We start from the raw sequence: 23,369 nt of genomic DNA, 5'->3' as shown, positions 1-23,369 counted from the left end.
CCGGGTGATTACTTGTACAGCAGAATTTAAAGAGAGAACGGATGACCGATATTCCCCATTTCCCGCTGTCCGCCGTGGTCGCTGCCGACGACCTGAAACTGGCGCTGTGCCTGACCGCCATCGACCCGAAGATCGGCGGTGTGCTGATCGAAGGCCCGCGTGGCATGGCCAAATCCACCCTGGCCCGTGGCCTGGCGGATCTGCTGGCCAGCGGCCAATTCGTCACCTTGCCGTTGGGCGCCACCGAAGAGCGCCTGGTGGGTACCCTGGACCTGGATGCCGCGCTGGGCGAAGGCCGCGCGCAGTTTTCCCCTGGGGTGCTGGCCAAGGCCGACGGCGGCGTGCTGTATGTCGACGAGGTCAACCTGTTGCCCGATCACCTGGTGGACCTGTTACTCGACGTCGCCGCCAGCGGCACCAACCTGATCGAACGCGACGGCATTTCCCATCGCCATTCGGCGCGCTTTGTGCTGATCGGCACCATGAACCCGGAGGAGGGCGAGTTGCGCCCGCAGCTGCTGGACCGCTTCGGTTTCAACGTGGCGCTGAGCGGGCAGACGCTGCCGGCCGAACGCGGGCAGATTATTCGGCGGCGCCTGGATTTCGACAGCGACCCCGCCGCGTTCTGCACCCAGTGGGCCGGGCAACAGGCGGCGCTGCGCCAGCGCTGTACCCAGGCGCGGGCGCGGCTGGACAGTATCGAGCTGGATGATCAGGCCCTGGCGCAGATCACCGAGCGTTGCTTTGCTGCCGGTGTCGACGGCTTGCGCGCCGACCTGGTCTGGCTGCGCGGCGCCCGGGCCCACGCGGCGTGGCGGGGCGCGGATACCATTGCCGAAGAAGACATCGAAGCAGTGGCGGAATTTGCCTTGCGCCACCGTCGCCAGGTGCAATCCCCACCGGCCAGCCCACCCAATCAAGGGCAGGCGCCGACACCCTCGGACACCTCGCCCGGCCAAGGCCAATGGGGCGATATGCCCGCACCGGCACTGCCCACTGGCGCTCGCCGAGACGTGCCTGCCTGGCCAAAAAAGCCCTAGGCATTCGCCCCCGACCTGACGCGGGGGCGGATGCCCGGCCCAAGGCGGGGCGACTGGACAACGGCAGGCAGGGCAAGGCACGCGGCGCACAGCAGGGTTCGATCAACTGGCCGGGCACCTTGCTCGGCGGCCGGCCGCACTCCCGTGGAGACCTGCGCTACCACCTGCGCAGCCGCTCGGCCCATGAGTTGTGGCTGGTGATCGTGGATGCGTCGGCGTCCACGCGGCGGCATCGTGCATTAACCGACGCCAAGGGCTTGCTCGCCCAGCTGTTTGACGACGCCTACCGGCAACGGGCGCGCATGGCGTTGTTGACTGCCAGCGGCCAGGCACCGAAGTGGCAGGTACAGGGTTTGAAAGCAGCGAAAGGCCTGGCGGGCTGGCTGGATCAGTTGGGCGCGGGCGGTGGTACGCCGTTGCTGGCGGCGCTGACCGAGGCCGCGCATTGGCTGGTGGCGCGGCGCAAGCGTTATCCGGCCGAGCAGCAGCGTGTACTGGTGATTACGGATGGGCGCCTCAAGGATATCGTCGGGTTGCCGTTACTGGCGTGTGCGGGGTTGCTGGTGGATATCGAGCGCGGGCCGATCAGGCTGGGGCGGGCCCAGGAGCTGGCGGTGGGGTTGCAGTTGGATTATCGGCATATCGATGAGGTGTAGTGGCGGTACCACAGCCATCGGGGGCAAGCCCCCTCCCACATTTGATCGAGTACACCCATTTGGAATGCAGTCAGTGTGGGAGGGGGCTTGCCCCCGATGAGGCCCTCACATACACCACACACTCTATCAGCCAGCCCCCGGCACATTCGGCCAAAGATCCGCCACCAGGAACAAGCGCTCGGCTTCCTCCCAATCCTCGCCGTTCTGCACCATGCGCACCAGCAACTGCGCAGGCGCCATCGGATCAAGGTCTGCCAGCCAGGCCTGCATCTGTGCTTCACTCCACACTTCATCCGCCGGGTAGTGCGCCGGCGCCAGCCACGCGTGCCGGGGCAATGGTTGCCAGCGACCTGGCGCACTGGCGCTGACAAAATCCCGCCAGTCCCGCTGATGCAACCAGCGCCCGCGCAGATGCTGCGGGTGTGCGCCGTGGGGCGGTTCGGCCAGCCCAGGCCAGGGATAGAGCAAATACCCGCCGAGCCACAGGTGCGCATCAAACTGCTGAATATCCAGGGCCGCCAACACCTCGCGGCTTTCTGCCCGCGCCGAGATCGGCAGTTGATGCTGGGCCAGGTGCGCCAGCTTGCGGTCCAGTCGGTCATGGCAGCCTGGGCCCAGCCACTGCGCGGTGTCCTGGCCGTTGCCGTCCTGCGGGCCCAGGTAGAGTTTGATCGCCAGTTCCAGGTGGTGCACGCCATCACGGTCGCGCAGCAGCATGTCCAGCTCGCCCAGGGTGTGCCCGGCGCGGCGGATCGGCAGGTTGGCGGCGAGCAGTTCCACCCCCGGCGCATGCTGCACGGCGAACTGCCACAGGCGTTCGTAGTACAGGCCCAGGCGCCGGGTGCGTGACAGGCTCAACCAGTGCTGCAAGGCACGGCTGTCCCGGTCGAGTGCACGTAGCCAGTGTTCAAGGAGGTCGGGCGCCTGCACCCAGTCGCTGCCCGCCAGCGGGTGGCGCTGTGGCCACGGTGTCTGCGCGAGCATCGGCGGGGCAAGCATCACCCACGCCAGGTCGCGCACCTCGGGGTGGCGCAGCTGGCGGGGCAGGTTGTGCAAATCCGGGAACACAGTCATGGTCCGAGCATAGCCTTTTAACCGTTGCGCAGGGGGCTGAGAACCGTTGTCATCAAGGCTTCACGGCGACAAAGGATTTTGCCTGAGCCGGCCTTTCGCCCATAATCGTTTCTTTTTTGCCCCACCCCCCAATCCCGCAGGAGCCCCATGGAGCACTTTCGCAATATCGGCATTATCGGTCGCCTGGGCAGTACCCAGGTGTTGGACACCGTCCGCCGGCTGAAAAAATTCCTGCTGGAACGCCACCTGCATGTGATCCTCGAAGACACCATCGCTGAAATCCTTCCCGGTCACGGCCTGCAAACCTCCTCGCGCAAGATGCTCGGCGAAGTCTGCGACATGGTCATCGTGGTCGGCGGCGACGGCAGCCTGCTCGGCGCGGCCCGGGCCCTGGCGCGGCATAACGTGCCGGTGCTGGGGATCAACCGTGGCAGCCTGGGGTTTCTCACCGATATCCGCCCCGATGAGCTGGAAGTCGAAGTGGCCAAGGTGCTCGACGGCCATTACCTGGTGGAAAACCGCTTCCTGCTGCAGGCCGAAGTGCGCCGCCACGGCGAAGCCATCGGCCAGGGCGATGCGCTCAATGACGTGGTGCTGCACCCCGGCAAGTCCACGCGGATGATCGAATTCGAGCTGTATATCGACGGCCAGTTCGTGTGCAGCCAGAAGGCCGACGGCCTGATCGTCGCCACCCCGACCGGCTCCACCGCCTATGCGCTGTCGGCCGGTGGCCCGATCATGCACCCCAAGCTCGATGCCATTGTGATCGTGCCGATGTACCCCCATATGTTGTCCAGCCGACCGATTGTGGTCGATGGCAACAGTGAGCTGAAAATCGTGGTGTCCAAAGACATGCAGATCTACCCGCAAGTCTCCTGCGACGGGCAGAACCATTTCACCTGCGCCCCCGGTGACACCATCACCGTGAGCAAGAAGGCACAGAAGTTGCGCTTGATCCACCCGCTGGATCACAACTACTACGAAGTGTGCCGCACCAAGTTGGGCTGGGGCAGCCGCTTGGGGGGTGGAGGCGACTGATGCTCGATCCCGCGCGTAGCTACGACCTGATTGGTGACGTGCACGGTTGCGCTCATACCCTTGAGCACTTGCTCGACCAGATGGGTTACCACAAGCAGGGCGGCACCTGGCGCCATCCTTCGCGCATGGCGGTGTTCCTCGGCGATATCATCGACCGTGGCCCACGCATTCGCGAGGCGCTGCATATCGTCCACGACATGGCCGAGGCCGGCCAGGCGCTGTGCATCATGGGCAACCACGAGTTCAATGCACTGGGTTGGGCCACACCGGCGCCGCCGGGCAGTGGCAGGCAGTTCGTGCGTGAGCACACCCCACGGCATGAGCGGCTGATCCACGAGACCCTGACCCAGTTCGAGCAGCACCCGGCCGACTGGCACGACTTCCTCGCCTGGTTCTACGACATGCCGCTGTTTGTCGATGCCGGGCGCTTCCGCGTGGTGCATGCGTGCTGGGATGACGGCTTTATCCAACCGCTGCGCGCGACGTTCCCGGATGGCTGCATCGACCAGCACTTCCTGCAGGCCGCCGCCGTGCCCGGCAGTTTTGCCTGCAACGCCTTCGACCGCCTGTTGCGCGGCACCGATATGCGCCTGCCGGATGGCCTGACGCTGACCGGTGGCGATGGCCTGACGCGCTCGTTCTTCCGCACCAAGTTCTGGGAAGACGACCCTAAGACCTACGGCGACATCGTGTTCCAGCCCGACGCACTGCCGGAGCCGGTGGCGCGCACGCCATTGTCGCCCCATGAAAAGAATTCCCTGCTGCGCTACGGCGCCGACGAACCCTTGCTGTTCGTCGGCCATTACTGGCGCAGCGGCAAACCGGCGCCGATCCGCCCGAACCTGGCGTGCCTGGACTACAGCGCGGTGCTGTACGGCAAGCTGGTGGCGTATCGGCTGGACCAGGAAACCCGCCTCGACCCGCGTAAGTTCGTGTGGGTCGATGTCGAGCGGCCGGAGGTGCTCACATGAGCCCCTGCGCGCTGCAAACGCACTTTTGAGGAAACTCCATGGATGATTCGACGTTCGACCAACTGGAGGCCGCGCTGTCCGCTGCCCCCGGTAACGTCGCGCTGCTGACCCTGCTGCTCGGTGCCAGCCTTGAGCGCGGCGAGCATGAGCGCGGGCTGAAGCTGTTGCCCGCCGACCTTGAGCAGTGGCCTGACGCCCCGGCGTTGAAGCTGGCGGCCGCCCAACTACTGCTGGCCGCCGGCCAGGCGCACAAGGCATTGCCTTTGATCGAGGGTGAAGACCCAGCCGCGCGCCTGCTCAAGGCTCGCACCCTGGCAGCGCTCGAGCGCCTTAAAGAGGCCCAGGTGGAATACCGGGCGGCAGTGGATGCCAACCCGGCCCTGGAAGATATGGCGTTGTGGCGCCGCTTGAACGTGTCGGTGGTGGACTTTCCAGGTGCCGAGGGCCGCCCGCGCTTGCGCGTGATCTCCAATGACGACACCGACCAGAGCGAAGTGGTGCGCCTGCTGGTGCCGGAAAAGGAAACCCTGACCTTTGACGACATCGGTGGCCTGGATGAGCTGAAAAAGACCATCCATAAAAAGATCATCCTGCCGTACCAGAAGCCGGGCCTGTTCCAGCGCTTTCGCAAGAAAGTCGGCGGCGGTGTGCTGTTGTACGGTCCGCCGGGTTGCGGCAAGACCATGCTGGCCCGCGCTACGGCGGGGGAGTGCAAGGCAACCTTCTTCAACGTGGCAATTTCCGATGTACTGGACATGTACATCGGCGAGTCCGAGCGCAAGTTGCACGCGTTGTTCGAACAGGCGCGGGCCCAGGCGCCGGCGGTGATGTTTTTTGACGAGGTCGAGGCGCTGGGTGGCAAGCGTGCCAATACCCGTGAGTCGACGTCGTCCAAGCTGGTGAGCCAGTTCCTCTCCGAAATGGATGGCTTCACCAATGACAACCATGGCGTGCTGATTCTCGCGGCGACCAACGTGCCATGGTCGGTGGATTCGGCGTTCCGTCGCCCTGGCCGTTTTGACCGGGTGTTGTTTGTGCCGCCACCGGACCGTCCGGCGCGGGAAAGCATGCTCAAGTCGATGATGAAAGGTCGCCCTATGGCTGACGACATCGACTTTGCCTTCCTGGCCAAGAACACCTCGGGGTTCTCCGGCGCCGACCTCAGCGAGCTGGTGGAGACTGCGGCTGACGAAGCGATTGAGGCCTCGATCGACAGTGGCACCGAGCAGTCCATCTGCGATCGGCATTTCAAGGCGGCGTTGAAAGAAGTGCGCGCCACGACCCTGGAATGGCTGACCACGGCGCGTAACTACGCGCGGTACGCCAATGAAGGCAACCAGTACGACGAAGTCCTGGCCTTCCTCGACAAACACGGGAAGGGCCGCTGATGGCGCAGTACGGTGGTTACCGCATCGAAGATGAACCGCGTCCGGGGGCCTTGGCCAAGTGGGCGGTTTCGCCGTTCTGGCCGCTGTTAGGCTTGATGCTCGGCGGTGCCTGGCTGGGCTTGCCGTGGTTTGTGTTCAACTCGATTGCCGTCGGCAGTCCGACGCGCGTGCGCGAGTGGATACTTGCGGGTGTGGCGCTGCTGGGCAGCCTGGTGATCGGGTTTGTACTGCTGCAACTGGTGGGCGCCGGTTATCTCCAGACCCAGGCGGAAATTCAATACGCCTTGCTGGTGCTGGTGGTGTGGAAACTCACCATTGGCTACCTGCTGTACATGCAGCAAAACGCGACCATCGAGATTTACCAGTATTACGGCGGCGAGTTGAGCCGCTTTGGTTTTCCCTTGGCGTTGATTGGTGGCTTCGTGCTTAAAGGCATGGTCGTCAAATGGCTGCCGTACACCCTGTGGTATCTGGTGGTGAGCTGATGAATACCGACTATCTGCTGCAACTGGCCTACCAACGCCTGCAGGCCGACCATAACGACGGCGCAATCGACGCGCTGCGCCAATTGCTCGCCAGCGACCCGCATTCGGCCGAAGCCCACGCCTTGCTGGCGATCTGCCTGATGAACATGCGCCGGGTGCATGCCGCCAAGCGTGAAGTGCAACTGGCCCTGGCCGCCGATGCACAACTGCCGTTGGCCCATTACGCGGCCGCGCAAGTCGCCATCGCCTTACGCAAGTTCAAGTTGGCGCAGGACCATGTGACCCAACTGCTGGATATGGAGCCGCTCAACCCGGTGAACTATCGTTGCCTGGCCGACCTGTATCAGTTGACCGGCCGTTTGGCACAGAGCCGCGAGCCGTTGGAAAAAGCCCTGGAACTGGGGCCGGACGATCCGGCCAACCTGGTGGCCATGGCGCAGTTCCACCGCGCCAGCAGCCATTGGGACCAGGCGTATCAATTCGCCCGCCAGGCTTTACAGGCAGACCCTTCGAACGCGGCCGCGGTGGTGGTGCTTGGTCACCTGTTGCTGCGCGAAGGTGACATCAACGGCGCCCGTGACCACGCGATCTGGGCCCTGCAGGAAAACGCCACAAACGTCGCGGCGCTGCATTTGCTCACCGCCGTCAAGGCTCGCAGCAATGTGTTCCTCGGCACCTGGTGGCGTTTCAACAGTTGGATGAACGAGCGCAGCGCTACCCGCGCCATCATCCTGCTTTTGTTCATGTTTGTGGTCTACCGTGTAGTGGTCATTACCCTGACAGCCCAGGGCTATCCGCAAGTGGCCGAGATGGTCAACTGGGTGTGGCTGGCGTTTGCCGCCTACACCTTTGCCGCGCCGCAGATCTTCCGGCGCTTGCTCGACAAGGAGCTGGTACAGGTCAAGCTCTCCAAGGAATTCTGACGGGCCAGGCCCTGTCACCCATGTACTCGCTGAACCAGCGACCGTTATCAGAGGTTGTTCACATGTCGTCTTTTGCTGAAATGATCGAAAACATCACCCCGGACATCTACGCGAGCCTCAAGCTCGCCGTGGAAATCGGCAAGTGGTCCGATGGCCGCAAGCTCAGTGCCGAGCAGCGCGAGCTGTCCCTGCAGGCCATGATCGCCTGGGAGATCCAGAACCTGCCGGAAGACCAGCGCACCGGCTACATGGGCCCGCAGGAATGCCAGTCGAAGTCGACCACCGTGCCGAACATCCTGTTCAAGTCGGATGCGATCCATTGATTGAAATTGGTCGCGGTGCAGTCAGCAAAATGTCGGCGCAACTCGGTGAGCCGACCGTTCAATACGCGTTTCGCCTGGGCGATACCGAGGTGCCGGTCAACCCCCTGATCGGCACCCATGTACGCCTGGAATACCTCGGCGCCATCCATTGCAGCCATTGCGGCCGCAAGACCAAGACCAGCTTCAGCCAGGGCTATTGCTTCCCGTGCATGACCAAGCTGGCCCAGTGTGACCTGTGCATCATGAGCCCCGAGCGTTGCCATTACGACGCCGGCACCTGCCGCGATCCGGGCTGGGGCGAGACATTCTGCATGACCGACCACGTGGTGTACCTGGCCAATTCGTCGGGCATCAAGGTCGGCATCACCCGTGCCACCCAATTGCCGACGCGTTGGCTGGACCAGGGCGCCAGCCAGGCGCTGCCGATCATGCGCGTGGCGACGCGCCAGCAATCCGGGTTTGTCGAGGATGTATTGCGCAGCCAGGTGGCGGACAAGACCAACTGGCGTGCGTTGCTCAAGGGTGACGCGGCGGCGGTGGACCTCAAGCAGGTGCGCGACGAGTTGTTCGCCTCCTGCGCCGATGGCCTGCTGCAATTGCAGGAACGCTTCGGCCTGCAGGCCATCCAACCGGTAACCGACCTCGAACCGTTGGAAATCCGCTACCCGGTGGAGCAGTATCCAGCCAAGATCGTCAGCTTCAACCTGGACAAGAACCCGATTGCCGAAGGCACGCTGCTGGGGATCAAGGGCCAATACCTGATCTTCGACACCGGCGTTATCAATATTCGTAAGTACACGGCCTACCAGCTCGCCGTGCATCAGTAGAAGGATGCCACCCATGCGCACCGAACAACCGAAGATGATTTACCTGAAGGACTATCAGGCGCCGGACTACCTGATCGAAGAGACGCACCTGACCTTCGAGTTGTTCGAGGACCACAGCCTGGTCCACGCGCAGCTGGTAATGCGCCGTAACCCCGAGCGTGGCGCCGGCCTGCCGCCGCTGGTACTCGACGGCCAGCAACTGGAGTTGCTGACCGTCAACCTCGGCGACCAGGAACTGAGCGAGGCTGACTACCAGCTGACGGACAGCCACCTGACCCTGCATCCGACCCGCGAGACCTTCACGGTCGACACCAGCGTGCGCATCCACCCGGAAACCAACACCGCCCTGGAAGGCCTGTACAAGTCCGGCAGCATGTTCTGCACCCAGTGCGAGGCCGAGGGCTTCCGCAAGATCACTTACTACCTCGACCGCCCCGACGTGATGAGCACCTTCACCACCACGGTGATCGCCGAGCAACACCGCTACCCGGTGCTGCTCTCCAACGGCAACCCGATTGCCAGCGGCCCCGGCGAAGACGGCCGTCACTGGGCAACCTGGGAGGACCCGTTCAAGAAACCCGCCTACCTGTTCGCGCTGGTGGCCGGTGACCTGTGGTGTGTCGAAGACAGCTTTACCACCATGACCCAGCGTGAAGTGGCACTGCGCATCTACGTCGAGCCGGAAAATATCGACAAGTGCCAGCACGCCATGACCAGCCTGAAAAAATCCATGCGCTGGGACGAAGAAACCTACGGCCGCGAGTATGACCTCGACATCTTCATGATCGTCGCGGTCAACGATTTCAACATGGGCGCCATGGAGAACAAGGGCCTCAATATCTTCAACTCCAGCGCCGTGCTGGCCCGCGCCGAAACCGCCACCGACGCCGCGCACCAGCGGGTCGAGGCGATCGTCGCCCACGAATACTTCCACAACTGGTCGGGCAATCGCGTGACCTGCCGCGACTGGTTCCAGCTGTCGCTGAAGGAAGGTTTTACCGTGTTCCGTGATTCGGGCTTCTCCGCCGACATGAACTCCGCCACGGTCAAGCGCATCCAGGACGTGGCCTACCTGCGTACCCACCAGTTTGCGGAAGATGCCGGCCCCATGGCCCATGCGGTGCGCCCGGACAGCTTTATCGAGATCTCCAACTTCTACACCTTGACCGTGTACGAAAAAGGCTCGGAAGTGGTCGGCATGATCCACACCTTGCTCGGTGCCGAAGGCTTCCGCAAAGGCAGCGACCTGTACTTCGAACGCCATGACGGCCAGGCCGTGACCTGCGACGATTTCATCAAGGCCATGGAAGACGCCAACGGCGCCGACCTCAGCCAGTTCAAGCGCTGGTACAGCCAGGCCGGCACGCCACGCCTGGCGGTGAGCGAGTCCTACGACGCTGCGGCCAAGACCTACAGCCTGACCTTCCGCCAGAGCTGCCCGCAGACCCCGGACAAGGTCGAAAAACTGCCGTTCGTGATCCCGGTCGAGCTGGGCCTGCTGGACGGGCAGGGCGCGGGCATCGCCTTGCGCCTGGCCGGTGAAGCCACGGCCGGCGCCACGTCCCGTGTGATCTCGGTGACCGAAGCCGAGCAAACCTTCACCTTCGTCGATATCGCCGAACAGCCGTTGCCGTCGCTGCTGCGCGGCTTCTCGGCGCCGGTGAAACTGAGCTTCCCGTACAACCGCGACCAACTGATGTTCCTGATGCAGCACGACAGCGACGGCTTCAACCGCTGGGATGCGGGCCAGCAGCTGTCGGTGCAGGTGTTGCAGGAACTGATCGGCCAGCATCAGCAGGGCCAGGCGTTGCAGATGGACCAGCGCCTGATCACGGCCTTGCGCAGTGTGTTGAGCGACGAAAGCCTGGACCAGGCCATGGTTGCGGAAATGCTGTCGTTGCCGGGCGAAGCCTACCTGACGGAAATCAGCGACGTCGCGGACGTGGATGCCATCCACGCCGCGCGTGAGTTTGCGCGCAGGCAACTGGCTGACAACCTGCATGAGCCGCTGTGGTTGCGTTACCAGGCCAACCGCGAACTGTCCAAGCAGACGCCTTATGTGGCGGCGGCCGAGCACTTCGCCCGGCGGGCCTTGCAGAACATCGCGCTGTCGTACCTGATGCTCAGCGGCAAGCCCGAAGTGCTGGCGGCGACCCTTGAGCAGTTCGACACCAGCGACAACATGACCGAGCGCCTGACCGCGCTGGCGGTGCTGGTGAACTCGCCGTTCGAAGCGGAGAAGGCCCAGGCGCTGGCGGTATTTGCCGAGAACTTCAAGGACAACCCGTTGGTCATGGACCAGTGGTTCAGCGTGCAGGCCGGCAGCCCGTTGCCGGGCGGGCTGGCGCGGGTCAAGGCGTTGATGGAGCACCCGGCGTTCACGCTCAAGAACCCGAACAAGGTGCGTGCACTGATCGGCGCGTTTGCCGGGCAGAACCTGATCAACTTCCACGCCGCCGACGGTTCGGGCTACCGCTTCCTGGCGGACCTGGTGATCCAGTTGAATGCGTTCAACCCGCAGATCGCTTCGCGCCAGTTGGCGCCGCTGACCCGCTGGCGTAAATACGACGGCGCGCGCCAGGCGTTGATGAAGGCGGAGCTGGAGCGCATTCGTGGGTCGGGTGAGTTGTCCAGCGATGTGTTCGAGGTGGTCAGCAAGAGTCTTGCTTAAAGCGCCGGCCAGGTAAGCGATAGAACGTGCAACGGGTAACCTGTGGCGAGGGAGCTTGCTCCCGTTGGACTGCGTAGCAGTCCCCTCTTTTGGGGGCGCTTCGCGACCCGGACGGGAGCAAGCTCTTATCAAGCTTAAAATAACTCACTGATTTTAAAGGGATAAAATTTCACACTGAAGTCTTGAGTCCTGCATAAATAATTTCAGGCGAGCGCATTTTTGTGGTGAGCGGGCTTGTCGAATCGTCGCACCGCCCGCGTTGGGCTGCGCAGCAGCCCCAAAACCAGGCGCAGAGGAGTGTCTGATACACCACATTTGTCTCCATCAGGGGCGCTTCGCGCCCCAGCGCGGGCGGTGCGACGATTCGACAAGCCCGCTCGCCACAGAGGTCCCAGTTTGCTGCGCGACAGCGCTACGTCGAAGAGGTAGTGGCACCTCCCTCGCCACAAGTGCAGTGTTCTTCCTTAAATGACGGGGCTCGTCTGATCGGGGCTGTTTTCCTGCTGACATTTTCTGACAGGGTGCTCTGCTAATCTGCAGCTCTTTTGTTTTTCGGCAGGATCAACGTGTCGCGTACCACTCGTTTACTGACGTTGTTGCAGGCCCTGCGGGGCAAGAAACGCCCGGTGACCGCTGCCGTGCTGGCGGCGCAATTGGAGGTGTCCGAGCGTACGCTGTACCGCGACATTGCCGAGTTGACCGCCCTGGGCGCGCCGATTTTCGGCGAGGCCGGGGTAGGGTATGTGCTGCGCAGCGGCCTGTTTTTGCCGCCCTTGATGCTCAACGCCGAAGAAACCGAAGCGATCGTGCTGGGCTTGCGTTATGTGGACCAGCGCGGCGATGACGTGCTCAGCCGTGCCGCCGCCAACGCCTTGGCGAAAATCGCCGATGTGCTCGACCCGACGGCGCAGGAAGCCTTGCGCAACCCGACATTGCTGCCCGGCCCGCCAGGGTTTGGCTACCCGGAAAACCGCGTGCCGCTGGATGTATTTCGCGAAGCGATTCGGCATCAGGACAAGCTGCATATCGACTACGCCGATGCCAGCCAGACCCAGAGTCAACGCCTGATCTGGCCCCTGGCCCTGGGGTTTCTCAATGAAGTGCGGGTGATCGTGGCCTGGTGTGAGCTGCGCGGCGCGTATCGCACCTTTCGCACCGACCGCGTGGCGAGTGCCGAGGTCGTCGGCGAACGTTATCCGGGGCGGCGCAGCGACTGGCTGCGGGCCTGGCGCAAGCTGATGGAGCAGAATGAATCCGGGCCGTTCACTCCTGACAAAAACTGACACACCCCTGGCTTAGCATGCTGTTACAACCACCTGAAAAGGAGCTTTGCCATGTCCCAGCCTGAATTGGCCCCCGCCATCGCCGCCTATATCGCGGCGACCAATACCCGCGACACCTCGGTCATTGCCCAGTGTTTTGCCGACGATGCCAATGTGTTCGATGAAGGCCAGCACCAGGTGGGCACCGCCGCCATTGCACGCTGGATGGAAGACACCGGGCGCCGCTACCAGCCGCGTGTCGAGGTGCTCAAGGTGCAGCACCGTACCGGCAAGGTGCTGGTCAGCAATGTGGTCTCCGGCAATTTTCCCGGCAGCCCGCTGGAGTTGCGCTACACCTTTCGCCTGGACGCGCAGGGCAAGATTTCACGGCTGGACATCTCCCTGTAGGTCATAATCGCGGGCATGACTTTCGACTCGCCCCTCGCTGCTTACCAACACGCCATCGCCCAACAGGGTTTCGTTGCCGACGACGCCCAGCGCCGAGCGGTGGATGCCCTGCAAGCCTGCCATGCGGCCCTGCATCAGGGCCGTTCGCCCGTGGCTGGCGTTTACCTGTGGGGCCCGGTGGGCCGCGGCAAGACCTGGTTGATGGATCAGTTCTACCAAAGCCTGCGGGTGCCCGCGCGGCGTCAGCATTTTCACCACTTCATGGGCTGGGTGCATCAGCGTCTGTTCCAGCTCACCGGCACCCATGACCCGTTGCAGGCCCTGGCGCGGGAGCTGAGCCGGGAGGTGCGGGTATTGTGTTTCGATGAGCTGTTCGTCAGTGACATCGGTGACGCGATCATCCTCGGCCGGCTGTTCCAGGTCATGTTCGAGGAAGGTGTGGTGATGGTCTGCACCTCCAATCAACCACCGGCCCGGCTGTATGCCGATGGCTTCAATCGGGAGCGCTTCCTGCCGGGCATTGTGGCGATCGGGCGGCATATGCACGTGGTGGCGGTCGACGGTGGCGAGGATCATCGCTTGCATCCAGGCGTGGGCCGGCAGCGCTACTGGGTGAACCAGCCCGAGGCGCTGGCGAACGTGTTCGCGCAATTGGCCGAAGGGCAGGCGGTGAGTCGTGGCCCGGTCACCGTCGGCCATCGTTCCATCGTGTGCGTGCAGGCCAGTGACAGCGTACTGTGGTGCCGCTATGCCGACCTCTGCGAACAACCCCTGGCGGCAATGGATTTCATGCTGCTGTGCGACCGCTTCAAGGCGATCCTGTTGGGGGAGGTGCCCAACCTGAGTGCGCAACAGCGCCCAGGCCGGATTGCCCGCGGCACCGAGGATGGGGTCGAGCGCGTGGTGGCCGGTGATCGCGAGTTGCCGCAGTTGTCGGTGCACGATGACAGTGTGCGTCGCTTCATCGCCTTGGTGGACGAGTGCTACGACCGCAAGGTGCCGTTGTTCATCGACGCCCAGGTGCCACTGGAGCGCCTGTATACCGACGGTTACCTGGCGTTTCCTTTCCGTCGCACCCTGAGCCGGTTGCAAGAAATGCAGCTGCAGCGCTTCGGCTGAGGCCTGTACGAAAAAAGCCCTGGATGGGCACTTTGGGTTTTTTTAGTGCCAAAGCCTTCGCGCTTTCGGGCGCACATTTGTAGTTAATCTCCTTCATCTGGTGCTGACTCCACGCTTACAATCGTGCCCCTCAAAGGGAACCGGTTCCCTTGTAGTCGTGATCGAGGACGGAAATGGACACCCCAGATATCCTGGTGCTGCAAGCCAGCTACACCAATCCTGTACATGCCGAAGCCATTGCCAAGGTGCTTAACCATTACGCCGAAGACCCCATGGGCGGCGGCCATAGCCTGCCCGCCGACCTGCTGGAGCAACTGCCGGCCGAGTTGGCCAAGCGCCCCCATGCGTTCAGTGTGCTGGCGTTTGTCGGCGGTGAGCCGGCGGGTCTGGTGAATTGCTTTGAAGGGTTTTCCACCTTTGCCTGCCGCCCTTTGGTCAACGTTCACGACGTGGTGGTGATGAATGAGTTTCGCGGCTTGGGGCTGAGCCAGAAAATGCTGCTGAAGGTCGAGGACATCGCCCGCCAGCGTGGTTGCTGCAAGATCACCCTGGAGGTGCTGGAAGGTAATGCCGTCGCCCAGTCGGCGTATCGCAAGTTTGGTTTTGATGATGCGAAGTTTGATCCGGCCCATGGGCGCATGTTGTTCTGGAACAAGCCGCTTTAATAAATAACCGGCGAAAAAAAGGGCGCCAGCAGAGGGCGCCCAATAAACCTTTGCCAACGGAGCGGAATGGCCGAGGGTATTGCGGATTAACTAACGATTAAATTAACTCTTGGGCTGTTCCTGTTCGGTCGTGTTGGTGTTCGGTGTCTTGCCGTTGGCGGACGCCGTTTGTTCAGTCGTGCCGTGAAGCGTCTGCTGCGTGAAGGTGAAGTTGTTGTAGAACTCCTTCGAGCGCTCCGAGCCGCCTTCGGCAAACGCGGCGGCGGAGCCCAGGGTCATCAGGCTGGCAAGCATCAAGGTCGAGAGTTTCATCTGTGTTTACTCATTAAGTGTGATCGGTTATCTGCTCTGTCCTTGATCAGAATCTTGGGGCGATTCTGGTGCGATCTTATTAAGTGGGAATTAACGCGAGAAACATCCGAAGTTAACAATATCGTTAACTTCGGATGGCCGGCTTTAAAGCTTCCAGTCCAAGGCCAGCGTAATGGCGCGTGGGTCGCCCCAATACACGCCGTTATAAAAGCCGACGCGTTCGTAATACTTTTTATCGAATAGGTTGTTGACGTTAAGCGACGCTGAGACGTGCTCGTCGAATTGATAGCGGGACATCAGGTTGACCACCGTGTACGCCTGTTGTGTGATCTTCGCCCGTTCGGTCACCGGTGTGTTGCCGACGCGTACCCCTGTAGGTCGATTGCTCCAATCGTAAATGTCGCTCTGCCAGTTCACCGCGCCGCCGACCGTGAGGTTGCGCCACGCCCCCGGCAAACGGTAGGCGCTGGACACTCTCAGCAGGTTCAGCGGCTGCCCGGTGTTGTTGCGTTTGCCCGAGCCGTTGACCGAATGGGTGTAGGTATAACCGGCCGTCAGGTTCCAATCGGGCAGGATTTCTCCGGCAGCTTCCAATTCTAAGCCGTTGACCTTGTTACCTTTGCCGCCGGACTTGTAGTACTCCTCGCCGGTGGTCGGGTTTCGCTCCACCGAATCGTCCCGCTCGGCGACGTTGTCCTGGGTGCTCCAGAAATATGCCGCCGCCAGGTTCAAGCGTTCGTCGAGCACGCTGCCCTTGAGGCCTACCTCGTAGTTGCTGCCGACCACGGGCTCCAGGTACTTCTTGTTGGCATCCCGCAGGCTCTGGGGTTTGAAAATGTCGGTATAGCTCGCGTAGACGGTGTACTCCGGTGTCAGGTCGTAGAGCAGGCCGGCGTAGGGCGTCCACATATCATTGTGGGTCTGGCTGGTTTTCCCGGCGGCGGTAAGCTGGTCGTTGGCATCGTAGTGCGGGGCGGCGCTTTTCAGTTCCCAACTGCCATAGCGACTGCCCAGCACCGCATGCAAGCGGTCGGTAAGGCTCAGTCGCGTGGCCAGGTAGCCGGCCTTTTGTTGCTTGCTGCTGTGTTCGCCCTTGAGGTCGGTGACGGTGTCGCCGAACCTGGCGATCCCGCCCATGTATTTCCAGTCTTCGATGGTGTAATAGCCGGCGGGTAGGTTGCTGCGCATCACGGGGGAGACGTCCCGCTGCGTGGCCTCGCCATAGCCCATCATCAGTGCATGTTCGCGGCCCAGCAGTGCATAGCTGCCGGCGAGGTTGAGGTCGACGGCCTCCATTCTCGATGTGCCGCGCATATGGCTCGCCCAGGCGGTCATGCCGCTGCGGTCATCGTTGGGGAAGCCTGCGCCGCCGTAGTACACCTTGCCATCCGTATCGCTCTGGCGATGGGTGTAGGCGGCCTTCACGTGCCAGTCGCCGCCCAGCCGATGGTCGAGGGTCGCGAAGGTGGTCTTGTCCGTCAGCGGCCAGGAACTCCAGTGCGCCGCCATATTGGTGGAGCGCGACAGTCCGGCCTTGCCGCCCTCACTGTTCCAGTACGGCACGGTACCCCATGAGGTGCCCTGGACCTGCTTGTTCTGGTAATCGAAACCTACGGCCAGCACGGTATCGTCGGAAAGATCGCCTTCCAGGATGCCGTAGCCGACCGCCCGCTGCAGGCCATAGTTGTCGCGGAACGATTGGCTGTCACGGTAGGCCAGCACCGTGCGTCCGCGCAGCTTGCCGTCGAACGCCAGCGGGCCGCCCACGTCCACGTAGCTGTAATAGTTGTCATGGCTGCCGGCGCTGACGCCGGTTTTCGCCTGCCATTGGGCCGTCGGGCGCTTGCGCACCATATTGATGGTGGCCGAGGGGTCGCCGGCGCCGGTGGTCAAGCCCGTGGCACCGCGTACCACCTCGATGTGGTCATAGATGATGGTATCGGCGTCGGACTTCATGTAGCCGAAGGTATTGAGCATTCCGTCAATCTGGAAGTTGGTGATGCCGTAGCCGCGGGAGGAATAGGACACGCGGTCGGAGTCGTTGTGCTGGACGTTGATCCCGGTGGTCTGGCGCAGCACGTCGGTCAACGTGTTGAGATTGAAATCATCCATCTGCTGGCGAGTGATCACCGAGATCGATTGTGGGGTTTCCTTGACCGACAGGTTCAGGCGGGTGGCGGTGCTCATCGAGCCGGTGGTGTAGGCACCGGTGTGTTCGGTGGTGGCGCCCAGGCCTTCGGCGGAGATGTTGGTCGCGCCGAGTTCGAGCGGGGTGTGTTCGGGGTCGGTTTCAGCCAGCAGGTCCGGGCTTAGGGCGGCGCCGCACAGGCCGAGCGTGAGGGTCATGGAGCGGGTAAAAGGCGCGAACATCGCGGAAGACTCCTTGTCGTCTTTGCGGCCACCCCGGAAAGGGAAGGCCTTGGCTCAAAGACGAAAGGAGCGGGGGAACTTTAGGGTTAAACGAGAATGATTGTTATCTTTCTGTTACAAGGCCGGCGGTTCCTGCAGGACCACATCGGTCGGATTAACCTTCCTGGGCTTGATCAGGCTGAAGTCAATCAAGGCCTTTTGCGGGCGCATGTAGGGGTTGCCGATCATCAGCGGGCGCGGCGTGAAGCTGTCGCTCACGACGCTCTTGCTGCGGTCCAGTTCGTTGAAACTCAGCCCGGCGAGGTCGGCCCAGGTGTGGATCAATTGCGAGCTGCTGTAAGGGCGTTGCAAGTCGCCGGCAAACTTCCAGTCGTGGGTTTCACGCCATTTCGGCGAGGCGTAGGCCATGAACGGAATGGTGTACATCGGCGCTGTCGGCTTGCCTTCGTTACGCCCCAGCGTGGCGTGGCCAGCGGAATCGAATACGTCTTCGCCGTGGTCCGACAGGTACAGCAAAAAGCCGTTGGGATCGGTCTTGGCGTAGTCCTTGATCAGGCTCGACACCACGAAATCGTTGTACAGCACCGCATTGTCGTAGCTGTTGTAGATGGGCAGTTGATCGTCACTGATCCCGGCAGGCACGCCCTGGCGGTCGGTGAATTTGTCGAAGGTCGGTGGGTAGCGGTACTGGTAGCTCATGTGGGTGCCGAGCAGGTGCACCACGATGAACTTGCGCTCGGCCGGGTCGGCCAGGGCCTTGGAGAATGGCTCCAGTACATCGCCGTCGTATTGGCGGGCGTTCTGGTTGCGGTTGTTGTTCAGGTACACCTGCTCGTCGGCCTGTTCGGAAAAGGTCGTGAGCATGGTGTTGCGTTTGGTCATGGTCTGCTGGTTGGTGATCCAGTAGGTCTTGTACCCGGCCTGTTTCATCACGCTGACGATCGACGGTGTCTTGAGGTAGAGATCGGGGTTCTCCTCGTCGGCGAACGTCAGTACCTGTTGCAGGGCTTCGATAGTATACGGGCGCGGGGTGATGACATTGTCGAACACCGCCAGTTGGTCGCGCAGCTTGTCCAGTTCCGGCGTGGTGTTGCGCGGATAGCCGTAGAGACTCATGCGTTGACGGTTGGTGGACTCGCCGATCACCAGCACCAGGGTCGACGGCTGGCCGGCCATGGTGTCCTTGAGGTTGGTCAAGGGCGCGATCTGGCTGGCGCTGTCGAGCATGCCCTGCATGTTGTCCAGCTGTTCGGTGTAGCGGCGGTAGGCAACGATCATCTGCCAGGGCACGGCCGGTTCGATGCGCGATTCGAAGCGGTCGATGGCGTCGTCCAGGGTGTCGCTGCGGGCAATCTGCTTGACCAGCGGGTAACCGATGATCGCCACCAGGATCGCCGTTGCCGCCACCAGGGCCTGGCCGCGCGGCAAATACACCGGGCGTACCCGGGTCCACAGGAAAATAGCCACGGCGGTGTGGGCAATGAACGCCAGCACGATCCACCAGGCGAAGTATTGGGTGGCGTACTCGCCGGCTTCGGAGATGTTCGACTCGAACATGATGAAGATGACGCTTTGGGAAAATTCCTGCTGGTAGATGAAGAAATAACCCAGGCTGGCCATGGAACAGGCCCACAGCACCACGCCGATCACAGCGGCCAGCAGGCGCGTACGGCGGGGGAATACCAGCAGGGGCGCGAGCCATATCGCGCTCATGAAGAAGGCTTGGCGAAAACCACTGAAGCCGGAAGTGCCGCTGAGTTGGATCAGCAGTTGGGTAATGCCGGAGAAGTACCAGAAAAACACGAATAGCCAGGCAAGACCGGCCCAATCAAAGCCTTTCGCAGACTTGCTGCTGCGTTCGAACATCGCCATCCAGCGCTCCAACCCGATAATTTTTCAGTTGACGCGCAGGGCTGCACGCAACAGAGGCCACCCTTGCATGGGATGGCCCTTGGGGGCGGGAGTATCGGGAAGGGCATGTGAAAACTTTGTGAGATTTATGTAGCCGTTATCTTACAAAGTGATGACGGGCTCAGCAGAGCGCGGGCTGCACACCGGAAGGCTGGTCCAGCTGGGCTTGAATGATATGGGCACGCAGGCGCATGACCTCAAGCTGCAACTGATCGCGTTCGTCTTTCAACTGGCGCAATTCATCGCGACGGAGTGTGACGTAGAGGGTCTGTGGAGGACGGGTCATCTGTGCTGTGCTCATTGCTTGCCTCGCAAATAGCCGGTGTGTCGCGGTGTGCCAGAACGCTTGAGTCGAGGTTCTCGGCAACAGTCGGAAGCAATTCTGAATTCTTTTCCACTTCAATGGAACTTTTTTATTTTTGGTGGTCGTGTGACTTTCGGCGGCGTGATGGTGAAACGATGGCAATTTTTTCCCATGAAACTACACGGATCTGCCCTGGACTAACCCTCATTAGCCTCATTGCGCTATAAACTATGTCACACATTTATTCAGTAGTTGGGAGCATCAGCACATGCAACTGGGGATTATCGGACTAGGCCGCATGGGCGGGAATATTGCACGGCGCCTGATGCTCAATGGGCATACCACCGTTGTTTACGACCGTAACGAAGCATTTGTCAAAGGTTTGAGCGAAGAAGGCGCCACCGGCGTTGCCGACTTGAAGGCCCTGGTGACCGGGCTGCAGAAACCCCGTGCCGTCTGGGTGATGTTGCCGGCAGGCGACCCCACCGAAAACACCATCAATGAACTCAGTGAGCTGCTGGAAGACGGTGACGTGATCATCGACGGCGGCAACACCAACTATAAGGATGACGTGCGTCGCGGCAAGGCCCTGGCGCAAAAGGGCCTGCACTATGTCGATGTCGGTACCTCCGGCGGCGTCTGGGGCCTGGAGCGTGGCTACTGCATGATGATCGGCGGCGACACCGAGACGGTGCAGCGCCTCGACCCGATCTTCGCCAGCCTGGCACCGGGCCTGGGCAACATCCCGCGCACCAAGGACCGTTCCGCGTCGGCTGACAAGCGTGCCGAGCAGGGCTACATCCACGCCGGCCCGGCGGGCTCCGGGCATTTCGTCAAGATGATCCACAACGGCATCGAGTACGGGATGATGCAGGCGTTTGCCGAGGGTTTTGACATCCTCAAGACCAAGAACTCGGAAAACCTGCCCGAAGACCAGCGCTTCGACCTCAACGTTGCCGATATCGCCGAAGTCTGGCGCCGTGGCAGCGTGGTCTCGTCCTGGTTGCTGGACCTGACCGCCGACGCCCTGGCCACCGACCCCAAGCTGGACGGTTACTCCGGTTCCGTGGCCGACAGTGGCGAAGGCCGCTGGACCATCGAAGCCGCCATGGAGCAAGCCGTACCGGTGCCGGTACTGTCCACGTCGTTGTTCGCGCGGTTCCGCTCGCGCCAGCAGAGCACCTACGGTGACAAGATGCTGTCTGCCATGCGCTTTGGCTTTGGCGGCCACGTGGAGACTTCCAAAAAATGACCGCCAACGGCAAGAAACTCAAGGCCGAACCTGCTCCACCCACCACCCTGTTTCTGTTTGGCGCCCATGGCGACCTGGTCAAGCGCCTGCTGATGCCGGCGCTGTACAACCTCAGTCGTGATGGCTTGCTGGGCGATGGCCTGCGTATCGTTGGCGTCGATCACAACGCCATCAGCGATGCCGACTTCGCCAAGAAACTCGAGGATTTTATCCGCACCGAGGCGGCGAGCAAGGTCAAGGGCAATGGGGATAACGCCCTCGATCCGGCATTGTGGGCGCAACTGGCCAAAGGCATCAGCTACGTCGAGGGCGATTTCCTCGATGACAGCACCTACGCCGACATCGGCAAGAAGATCGCCGGCAGCGGTACCGGCAACGCGGTGTTCTACCTGGCCACCGCACCGCGCTTCTTCAGTGACGTGGTGCAGCGCCTGGGCAGTGCCGGCCTGTTGACGGAAACCGATGACAGTTTCCGGCGCGTGGTGATCGAGAAGCCCTTCGGCTCCGACCTGGCCACCGCCGAAGCGTTGAACGCCAGCCTGCTCAAGGTGATGAGCGAGAAGCAGATCTATCGCATCGACCATTACCTGGGTAAGGAGACGGTGCAGAACATCCTCATCAGCCGTTTCTCCAACGTGCTGTTCGAAGCGTTCTGGAACAACCATTACATCGACCACGTGCAAATCACCGCCGCCGAAACCGTCGGCGTGGAGACGCGAGGCAATTTCTTCGAAAAAACCGGCACCCTGCGCGATATGGTGCCCAACCACCTGTTCCAGCTGCTGGCGATGGTGGCCATGGAGCCCCCGGCTGCCTTTGGTGCCGATGCGGTGCGCGGTGAAAAGGCCAAGGTCATCGGCGCGGTACGCCCGTGGTCCCTGGAAGACGCGCGGGCCAACTCGGTGCGCGGGCAATACACCGCGGGCGAAATCGCCGGCAAGCCACTGCCCGGCTACCGCGAAGAAGCCAACGTCGCTCCCGACAGCAGCACCGAGACCTTCGTCGCCCTCAAGGTGATGATCGATAACTGGCGCTGGGTCGGCGTGCCGTTCTACCTGCGCACCGGCAAGCGCATGAGCGTGCGCGACACCGAAATCGTGATCTGCTTCAAGCCGGCGCCCTATGCGCAATTCCGTGACACCGAGGTGGACGAGGTCAAGCCCACCTACTTGAAGATCCAGATCCAGCCCAACGAAGGCATGTGGTTCGACCTGCTGGCGAAAAAGCCCGGGCCGACCCTCGACATGGCCAACATCCAGCTGGGTTTTGCCTACAAGGACTTCTTCGAGATGCAACCGTCGACCGGGTACGAAACCCTGATCTACGACTGCATGACCGGCGACCAGACCTTGTTCCAGCGCGCCGACAACATCGAAAACGGCTGGCGAGCAGTGCAACCGTTCCTCGATGCATGGAAGGAGGACGACGGGATCCAGACCTACAAGGCCGGTGAAGACGGGCCCGCAGCGGCTGATGGGTTGCTGGCGCGCGATGGCCGCACCTGGCACTCGCTCGGATGAGTGATGCAGCGATTCATCCCATCCGTTTTATCCTCAGCGACGTGGACGGCACCTTGCTGCATCCGGATCACCGCCTGAGCCAGCGTACTGTCGACGCGGTGAGCGCCCTGCGCGAGGCCGGGGTGTTTTTCAGCCTGGCCAGCGGGCGACCGCCCAAGGCCATGCTGCACCTGATCGAGACATTCGGGATCGATGTGCCGGTGGCGGGCTTCAACGGTGGCACCTTGATCAACCCGGATGGCAGCATCCTGGTTGCCCACCACCTGCCGGCGGAGGCGGCGCTGGTGACCTTGGCGCTGTTCTCGGCCGAGCCGGATGTGGAAGTCTGGGTGTTTGCCGACGGCGACTGGCTGCGCCGTGGTCCGCCAGGGCCGGTGGAACCGCGGGAAGCCCATGGCCTGGGTTATGGGCCGGTGGTGGTGGAAAGTTTCGAACCCTACCTGGAGCGTATCGACAAGATCGTCGCCGCGAGCAACGACACCCAATTGCTGGTGGCGTTGGAAGCGCAATTGCAGCCCAAGGTCCAGGGCTTGGCCCAGGTGTCGCGTTCGCAGCCGATTTACCTGGATGTGACGGCCATGCTGGCCAACAAGGGCGAGGCGTTGAAGACCCTGGCGGCGCACCTTGGGGTGCCGCTGGAGCAGACGGCGGCCATCGGGGACGGGGGGAACGATCCGGCGATGTTTCAGGTGGCCGGGCTGTCGATTGCCATGGGGCAGGCGGAAGAAGCCGTCAAGCGCCAGGCCAGCGTGGTCACCGGCAGCAATGTCGAGGAGGGCGCTGCGGAAGCAATCGAACGGTTTATTCTAGCGGCGCGATAAGCGTCTTAAGTTCCATTGTGCAACTTGCG

At 62.2% G+C, this 23,369-nt stretch carries 22 protein-coding genes; 17 read left to right on the top strand and 5 right to left on the bottom strand.

Annotation, left to right across the window (positions count from 1 at the left end; all coding sequences use genetic code 11):
• The first annotated feature begins 41 nt into the window (after positions 1 to 41).
• Both C8K58_RS22565 and C8K58_RS22560 read left to right on the top strand, forming a co-directional pair.
• Entirely contained in the window at positions 42 to 1,040 is a 999-nt protein-coding gene (locus C8K58_RS22565; RefSeq protein ID WP_027606472.1) for an ATP-binding protein, read from the top strand.
• A 53-nt stretch (positions 1,041 to 1,093) separates the two neighbouring features.
• A complete protein-coding gene (locus tag C8K58_RS22560; RefSeq protein WP_108574367.1) occupies positions 1,094 to 1,696 on the top strand; it encodes a VWA domain-containing protein in 603 nt (200 codons plus the stop codon).
• 126 nt (positions 1,697 to 1,822) lie between these two features.
• Here the strand turns inward: C8K58_RS22560 and C8K58_RS22555 are convergent, their stop codons facing one another.
• Complete coding sequence (locus C8K58_RS22555; protein ID WP_098479704.1) at positions 1,823 to 2,770, bottom strand: DUF1853 family protein; 948 nt, start codon at positions 2,768 to 2,770, stop codon at positions 1,823 to 1,825.
• Between the two features lie 147 nt (positions 2,771 to 2,917).
• Between C8K58_RS22555 and C8K58_RS22550 the strand changes: the two genes are divergently transcribed.
• From C8K58_RS22550 to C8K58_RS22495, 12 genes are all read left to right on the top strand, one after another.
• Complete coding sequence (locus tag C8K58_RS22550) at positions 2,918 to 3,808, top strand: NAD(+) kinase (protein ID WP_003190745.1); 891 nt, start codon at positions 2,918 to 2,920, stop codon at positions 3,806 to 3,808.
• Positions 3,805 to 4,779, top strand: coding sequence for a metallophosphoesterase (locus C8K58_RS22545; protein WP_166655324.1), 975 nt, complete (start codon positions 3,805 to 3,807; stop codon positions 4,777 to 4,779). The genes C8K58_RS22550 and C8K58_RS22545 overlap by 4 nt, the downstream gene beginning before the upstream one ends.
• A 38-nt stretch (positions 4,780 to 4,817) precedes the next feature.
• Positions 4,818 to 6,167 carry a 26S protease regulatory subunit gene (locus C8K58_RS22540; RefSeq protein WP_027606468.1) on the top strand — a complete coding sequence of 450 codons (1,350 nt, stop codon included), beginning with the start codon at positions 4,818 to 4,820 and terminating at the stop codon, positions 6,165 to 6,167.
• Entirely contained in the window at positions 6,167 to 6,652 is a 486-nt protein-coding gene (locus tag C8K58_RS22535; RefSeq protein WP_092357813.1) for a hypothetical protein, read from the top strand. Before C8K58_RS22540 ends, C8K58_RS22535 begins: the two co-directional genes overlap by 1 nt.
• A complete protein-coding gene (locus C8K58_RS22530; protein ID WP_027606466.1) occupies positions 6,652 to 7,575 on the top strand; it encodes a lipopolysaccharide assembly protein LapB in 924 nt (307 codons plus the stop codon). Before C8K58_RS22535 ends, C8K58_RS22530 begins: the two co-directional genes overlap by 1 nt.
• 62 nt (positions 7,576 to 7,637) lie before the next feature.
• Complete coding sequence (locus C8K58_RS22525) at positions 7,638 to 7,898, top strand: YeaC family protein (protein WP_027606465.1); 261 nt, start codon at positions 7,638 to 7,640, stop codon at positions 7,896 to 7,898.
• Positions 7,895 to 8,725 (top strand): DUF2797 domain-containing protein, encoded by an 831-nt coding sequence (locus C8K58_RS22520; RefSeq protein ID WP_108574341.1) that lies wholly within the window; start codon positions 7,895 to 7,897, stop codon positions 8,723 to 8,725. The genes C8K58_RS22525 and C8K58_RS22520 overlap by 4 nt, the downstream gene beginning before the upstream one ends.
• A gap of 13 nt (positions 8,726 to 8,738) precedes the next feature.
• Entirely contained in the window at positions 8,739 to 11,396 is a 2,658-nt protein-coding gene (gene pepN / locus C8K58_RS22515; RefSeq protein WP_108574340.1) for an aminopeptidase N, read from the top strand.
• Between the two features lie 566 nt (positions 11,397 to 11,962).
• Positions 11,963 to 12,679 (top strand): YafY family protein, encoded by a 717-nt coding sequence (locus C8K58_RS22510; protein WP_027606462.1) that lies wholly within the window; start codon positions 11,963 to 11,965, stop codon positions 12,677 to 12,679.
• 51 nt (positions 12,680 to 12,730) lie between these two features.
• Positions 12,731 to 13,066, top strand: coding sequence for a nuclear transport factor 2 family protein (locus C8K58_RS22505; protein WP_065927894.1), 336 nt, complete (start codon positions 12,731 to 12,733; stop codon positions 13,064 to 13,066).
• Positions 13,067 to 13,081: 15 nt separating this feature from the next.
• Positions 13,082 to 14,185: a cell division protein ZapE gene (gene zapE, locus C8K58_RS22500; protein WP_108574339.1), complete on the top strand. Its 1,104-nt coding sequence runs from the start codon at positions 13,082 to 13,084 to the stop codon at positions 14,183 to 14,185.
• A gap of 173 nt (positions 14,186 to 14,358) precedes the next feature.
• The gene (locus C8K58_RS22495; protein ID WP_027606459.1) at positions 14,359 to 14,850 is read left to right on the top strand and encodes a GNAT family N-acetyltransferase; all 492 of its coding nucleotides are present in this window, start codon (positions 14,359 to 14,361) and stop codon (positions 14,848 to 14,850) included.
• A gap of 102 nt (positions 14,851 to 14,952) precedes the next feature.
• Here C8K58_RS22495 and C8K58_RS22490 read toward each other — a convergent pair whose 3' ends face one another.
• The 4 genes from C8K58_RS22490 to C8K58_RS32540 form a co-directional block, all read right to left on the bottom strand.
• Positions 14,953 to 15,162, bottom strand: coding sequence for a hypothetical protein (locus C8K58_RS22490; RefSeq protein ID WP_027606458.1), 210 nt, complete (start codon positions 15,160 to 15,162; stop codon positions 14,953 to 14,955).
• Between the two features lie 144 nt (positions 15,163 to 15,306).
• The gene (locus tag C8K58_RS22485) at positions 15,307 to 17,532 is read right to left on the bottom strand and encodes a TonB-dependent siderophore receptor (RefSeq protein ID WP_108574338.1); all 2,226 of its coding nucleotides are present in this window, start codon (positions 17,530 to 17,532) and stop codon (positions 15,307 to 15,309) included.
• A gap of 114 nt (positions 17,533 to 17,646) precedes the next feature.
• The gene (locus C8K58_RS22480) at positions 17,647 to 19,404 is read right to left on the bottom strand and encodes a phosphoethanolamine transferase CptA (protein WP_108574337.1); all 1,758 of its coding nucleotides are present in this window, start codon (positions 19,402 to 19,404) and stop codon (positions 17,647 to 17,649) included.
• 160 nt (positions 19,405 to 19,564) lie between these two features.
• Positions 19,565 to 19,744, bottom strand: coding sequence for a DUF6026 family protein (locus C8K58_RS32540; RefSeq protein WP_256221270.1), 180 nt, complete (start codon positions 19,742 to 19,744; stop codon positions 19,565 to 19,567).
• A gap of 226 nt (positions 19,745 to 19,970) precedes the next feature.
• Here C8K58_RS32540 and gnd point away from each other — a divergent pair, with 226 nt between their 5' ends.
• Genes gnd through C8K58_RS22465 form a run of 3 tightly spaced genes read left to right on the top strand, consistent with a single transcriptional unit; the run spans position 19,971 to position 23,340 of the window.
• Positions 19,971 to 20,999 carry a phosphogluconate dehydrogenase (NAD(+)-dependent, decarboxylating) gene (gnd, locus tag C8K58_RS22475; protein ID WP_256592540.1) on the top strand — a complete coding sequence of 343 codons (1,029 nt, stop codon included), beginning with the start codon at positions 19,971 to 19,973 and terminating at the stop codon, positions 20,997 to 20,999.
• A complete protein-coding gene (gene zwf / locus C8K58_RS22470) occupies positions 20,996 to 22,519 on the top strand; it encodes a glucose-6-phosphate dehydrogenase (RefSeq protein WP_027606454.1) in 1,524 nt (507 codons plus the stop codon). Before gnd ends, zwf begins: the two co-directional genes overlap by 4 nt.
• Positions 22,516 to 23,340, top strand: a complete 825-nt coding sequence (locus tag C8K58_RS22465; protein WP_092357825.1) for an HAD family hydrolase — start codon at positions 22,516 to 22,518, stop codon at positions 23,338 to 23,340. The genes zwf and C8K58_RS22465 overlap by 4 nt, the downstream gene beginning before the upstream one ends.
• Positions 23,341 to 23,369 lie beyond the last annotated feature (29 nt).

The sequence above is a fragment of the Pseudomonas sp. GV047 genome, from assembly GCF_003058245.1.
GTDB classification, from domain to species: domain Bacteria; phylum Pseudomonadota; class Gammaproteobacteria; order Pseudomonadales; family Pseudomonadaceae; genus Aquipseudomonas; species Aquipseudomonas marginalis.
This window is presented reverse-complemented; position numbering and strand designations above follow the sequence as displayed.

Coding starts and splice junctions, on each gene's coding strand:
- C8K58_RS22565 (WP_027606472.1), top strand. CDS start 42: ATGACCGATATTCCCCATTTCCCGCTGTCCGCCGTGGTCGCTGCCGAC.
- C8K58_RS22555 (WP_098479704.1), bottom strand. CDS start 2,770: ATGACTGTGTTCCCGGATTTGCACAACCTGCCCCGCCAGCTGCGCCAC.
- C8K58_RS22550 (WP_003190745.1), top strand. CDS start 2,918: ATGGAGCACTTTCGCAATATCGGCATTATCGGTCGCCTGGGCAGTACC.
- C8K58_RS22540 (WP_027606468.1), top strand. CDS start 4,818: ATGGATGATTCGACGTTCGACCAACTGGAGGCCGCGCTGTCCGCTGCC.
- C8K58_RS22535 (WP_092357813.1), top strand. CDS start 6,167: ATGGCGCAGTACGGTGGTTACCGCATCGAAGATGAACCGCGTCCGGGG.
- C8K58_RS22530 (WP_027606466.1), top strand. CDS start 6,652: ATGAATACCGACTATCTGCTGCAACTGGCCTACCAACGCCTGCAGGCC.
- C8K58_RS22525 (WP_027606465.1), top strand. CDS start 7,638: ATGTCGTCTTTTGCTGAAATGATCGAAAACATCACCCCGGACATCTAC.
- pepN (WP_108574340.1), top strand. CDS start 8,739: ATGCGCACCGAACAACCGAAGATGATTTACCTGAAGGACTATCAGGCG.
- C8K58_RS22505 (WP_065927894.1), top strand. CDS start 12,731: ATGTCCCAGCCTGAATTGGCCCCCGCCATCGCCGCCTATATCGCGGCG.
- zapE (WP_108574339.1), top strand. CDS start 13,082: ATGACTTTCGACTCGCCCCTCGCTGCTTACCAACACGCCATCGCCCAA.
- C8K58_RS22495 (WP_027606459.1), top strand. CDS start 14,359: ATGGACACCCCAGATATCCTGGTGCTGCAAGCCAGCTACACCAATCCT.
- C8K58_RS22490 (WP_027606458.1), bottom strand. CDS start 15,162: ATGAAACTCTCGACCTTGATGCTTGCCAGCCTGATGACCCTGGGCTCC.
- C8K58_RS22485 (WP_108574338.1), bottom strand. CDS start 17,532: ATGTTCGCGCCTTTTACCCGCTCCATGACCCTCACGCTCGGCCTGTGC.
- C8K58_RS22480 (WP_108574337.1), bottom strand. CDS start 19,404: ATGGCGATGTTCGAACGCAGCAGCAAGTCTGCGAAAGGCTTTGATTGG.
- C8K58_RS32540 (WP_256221270.1), bottom strand. CDS start 19,744: ATGAGCACAGCACAGATGACCCGTCCTCCACAGACCCTCTACGTCACA.
- zwf (WP_027606454.1), top strand. CDS start 20,996: ATGACCGCCAACGGCAAGAAACTCAAGGCCGAACCTGCTCCACCCACC.
- C8K58_RS22465 (WP_092357825.1), top strand. CDS start 22,516: ATGAGTGATGCAGCGATTCATCCCATCCGTTTTATCCTCAGCGACGTG.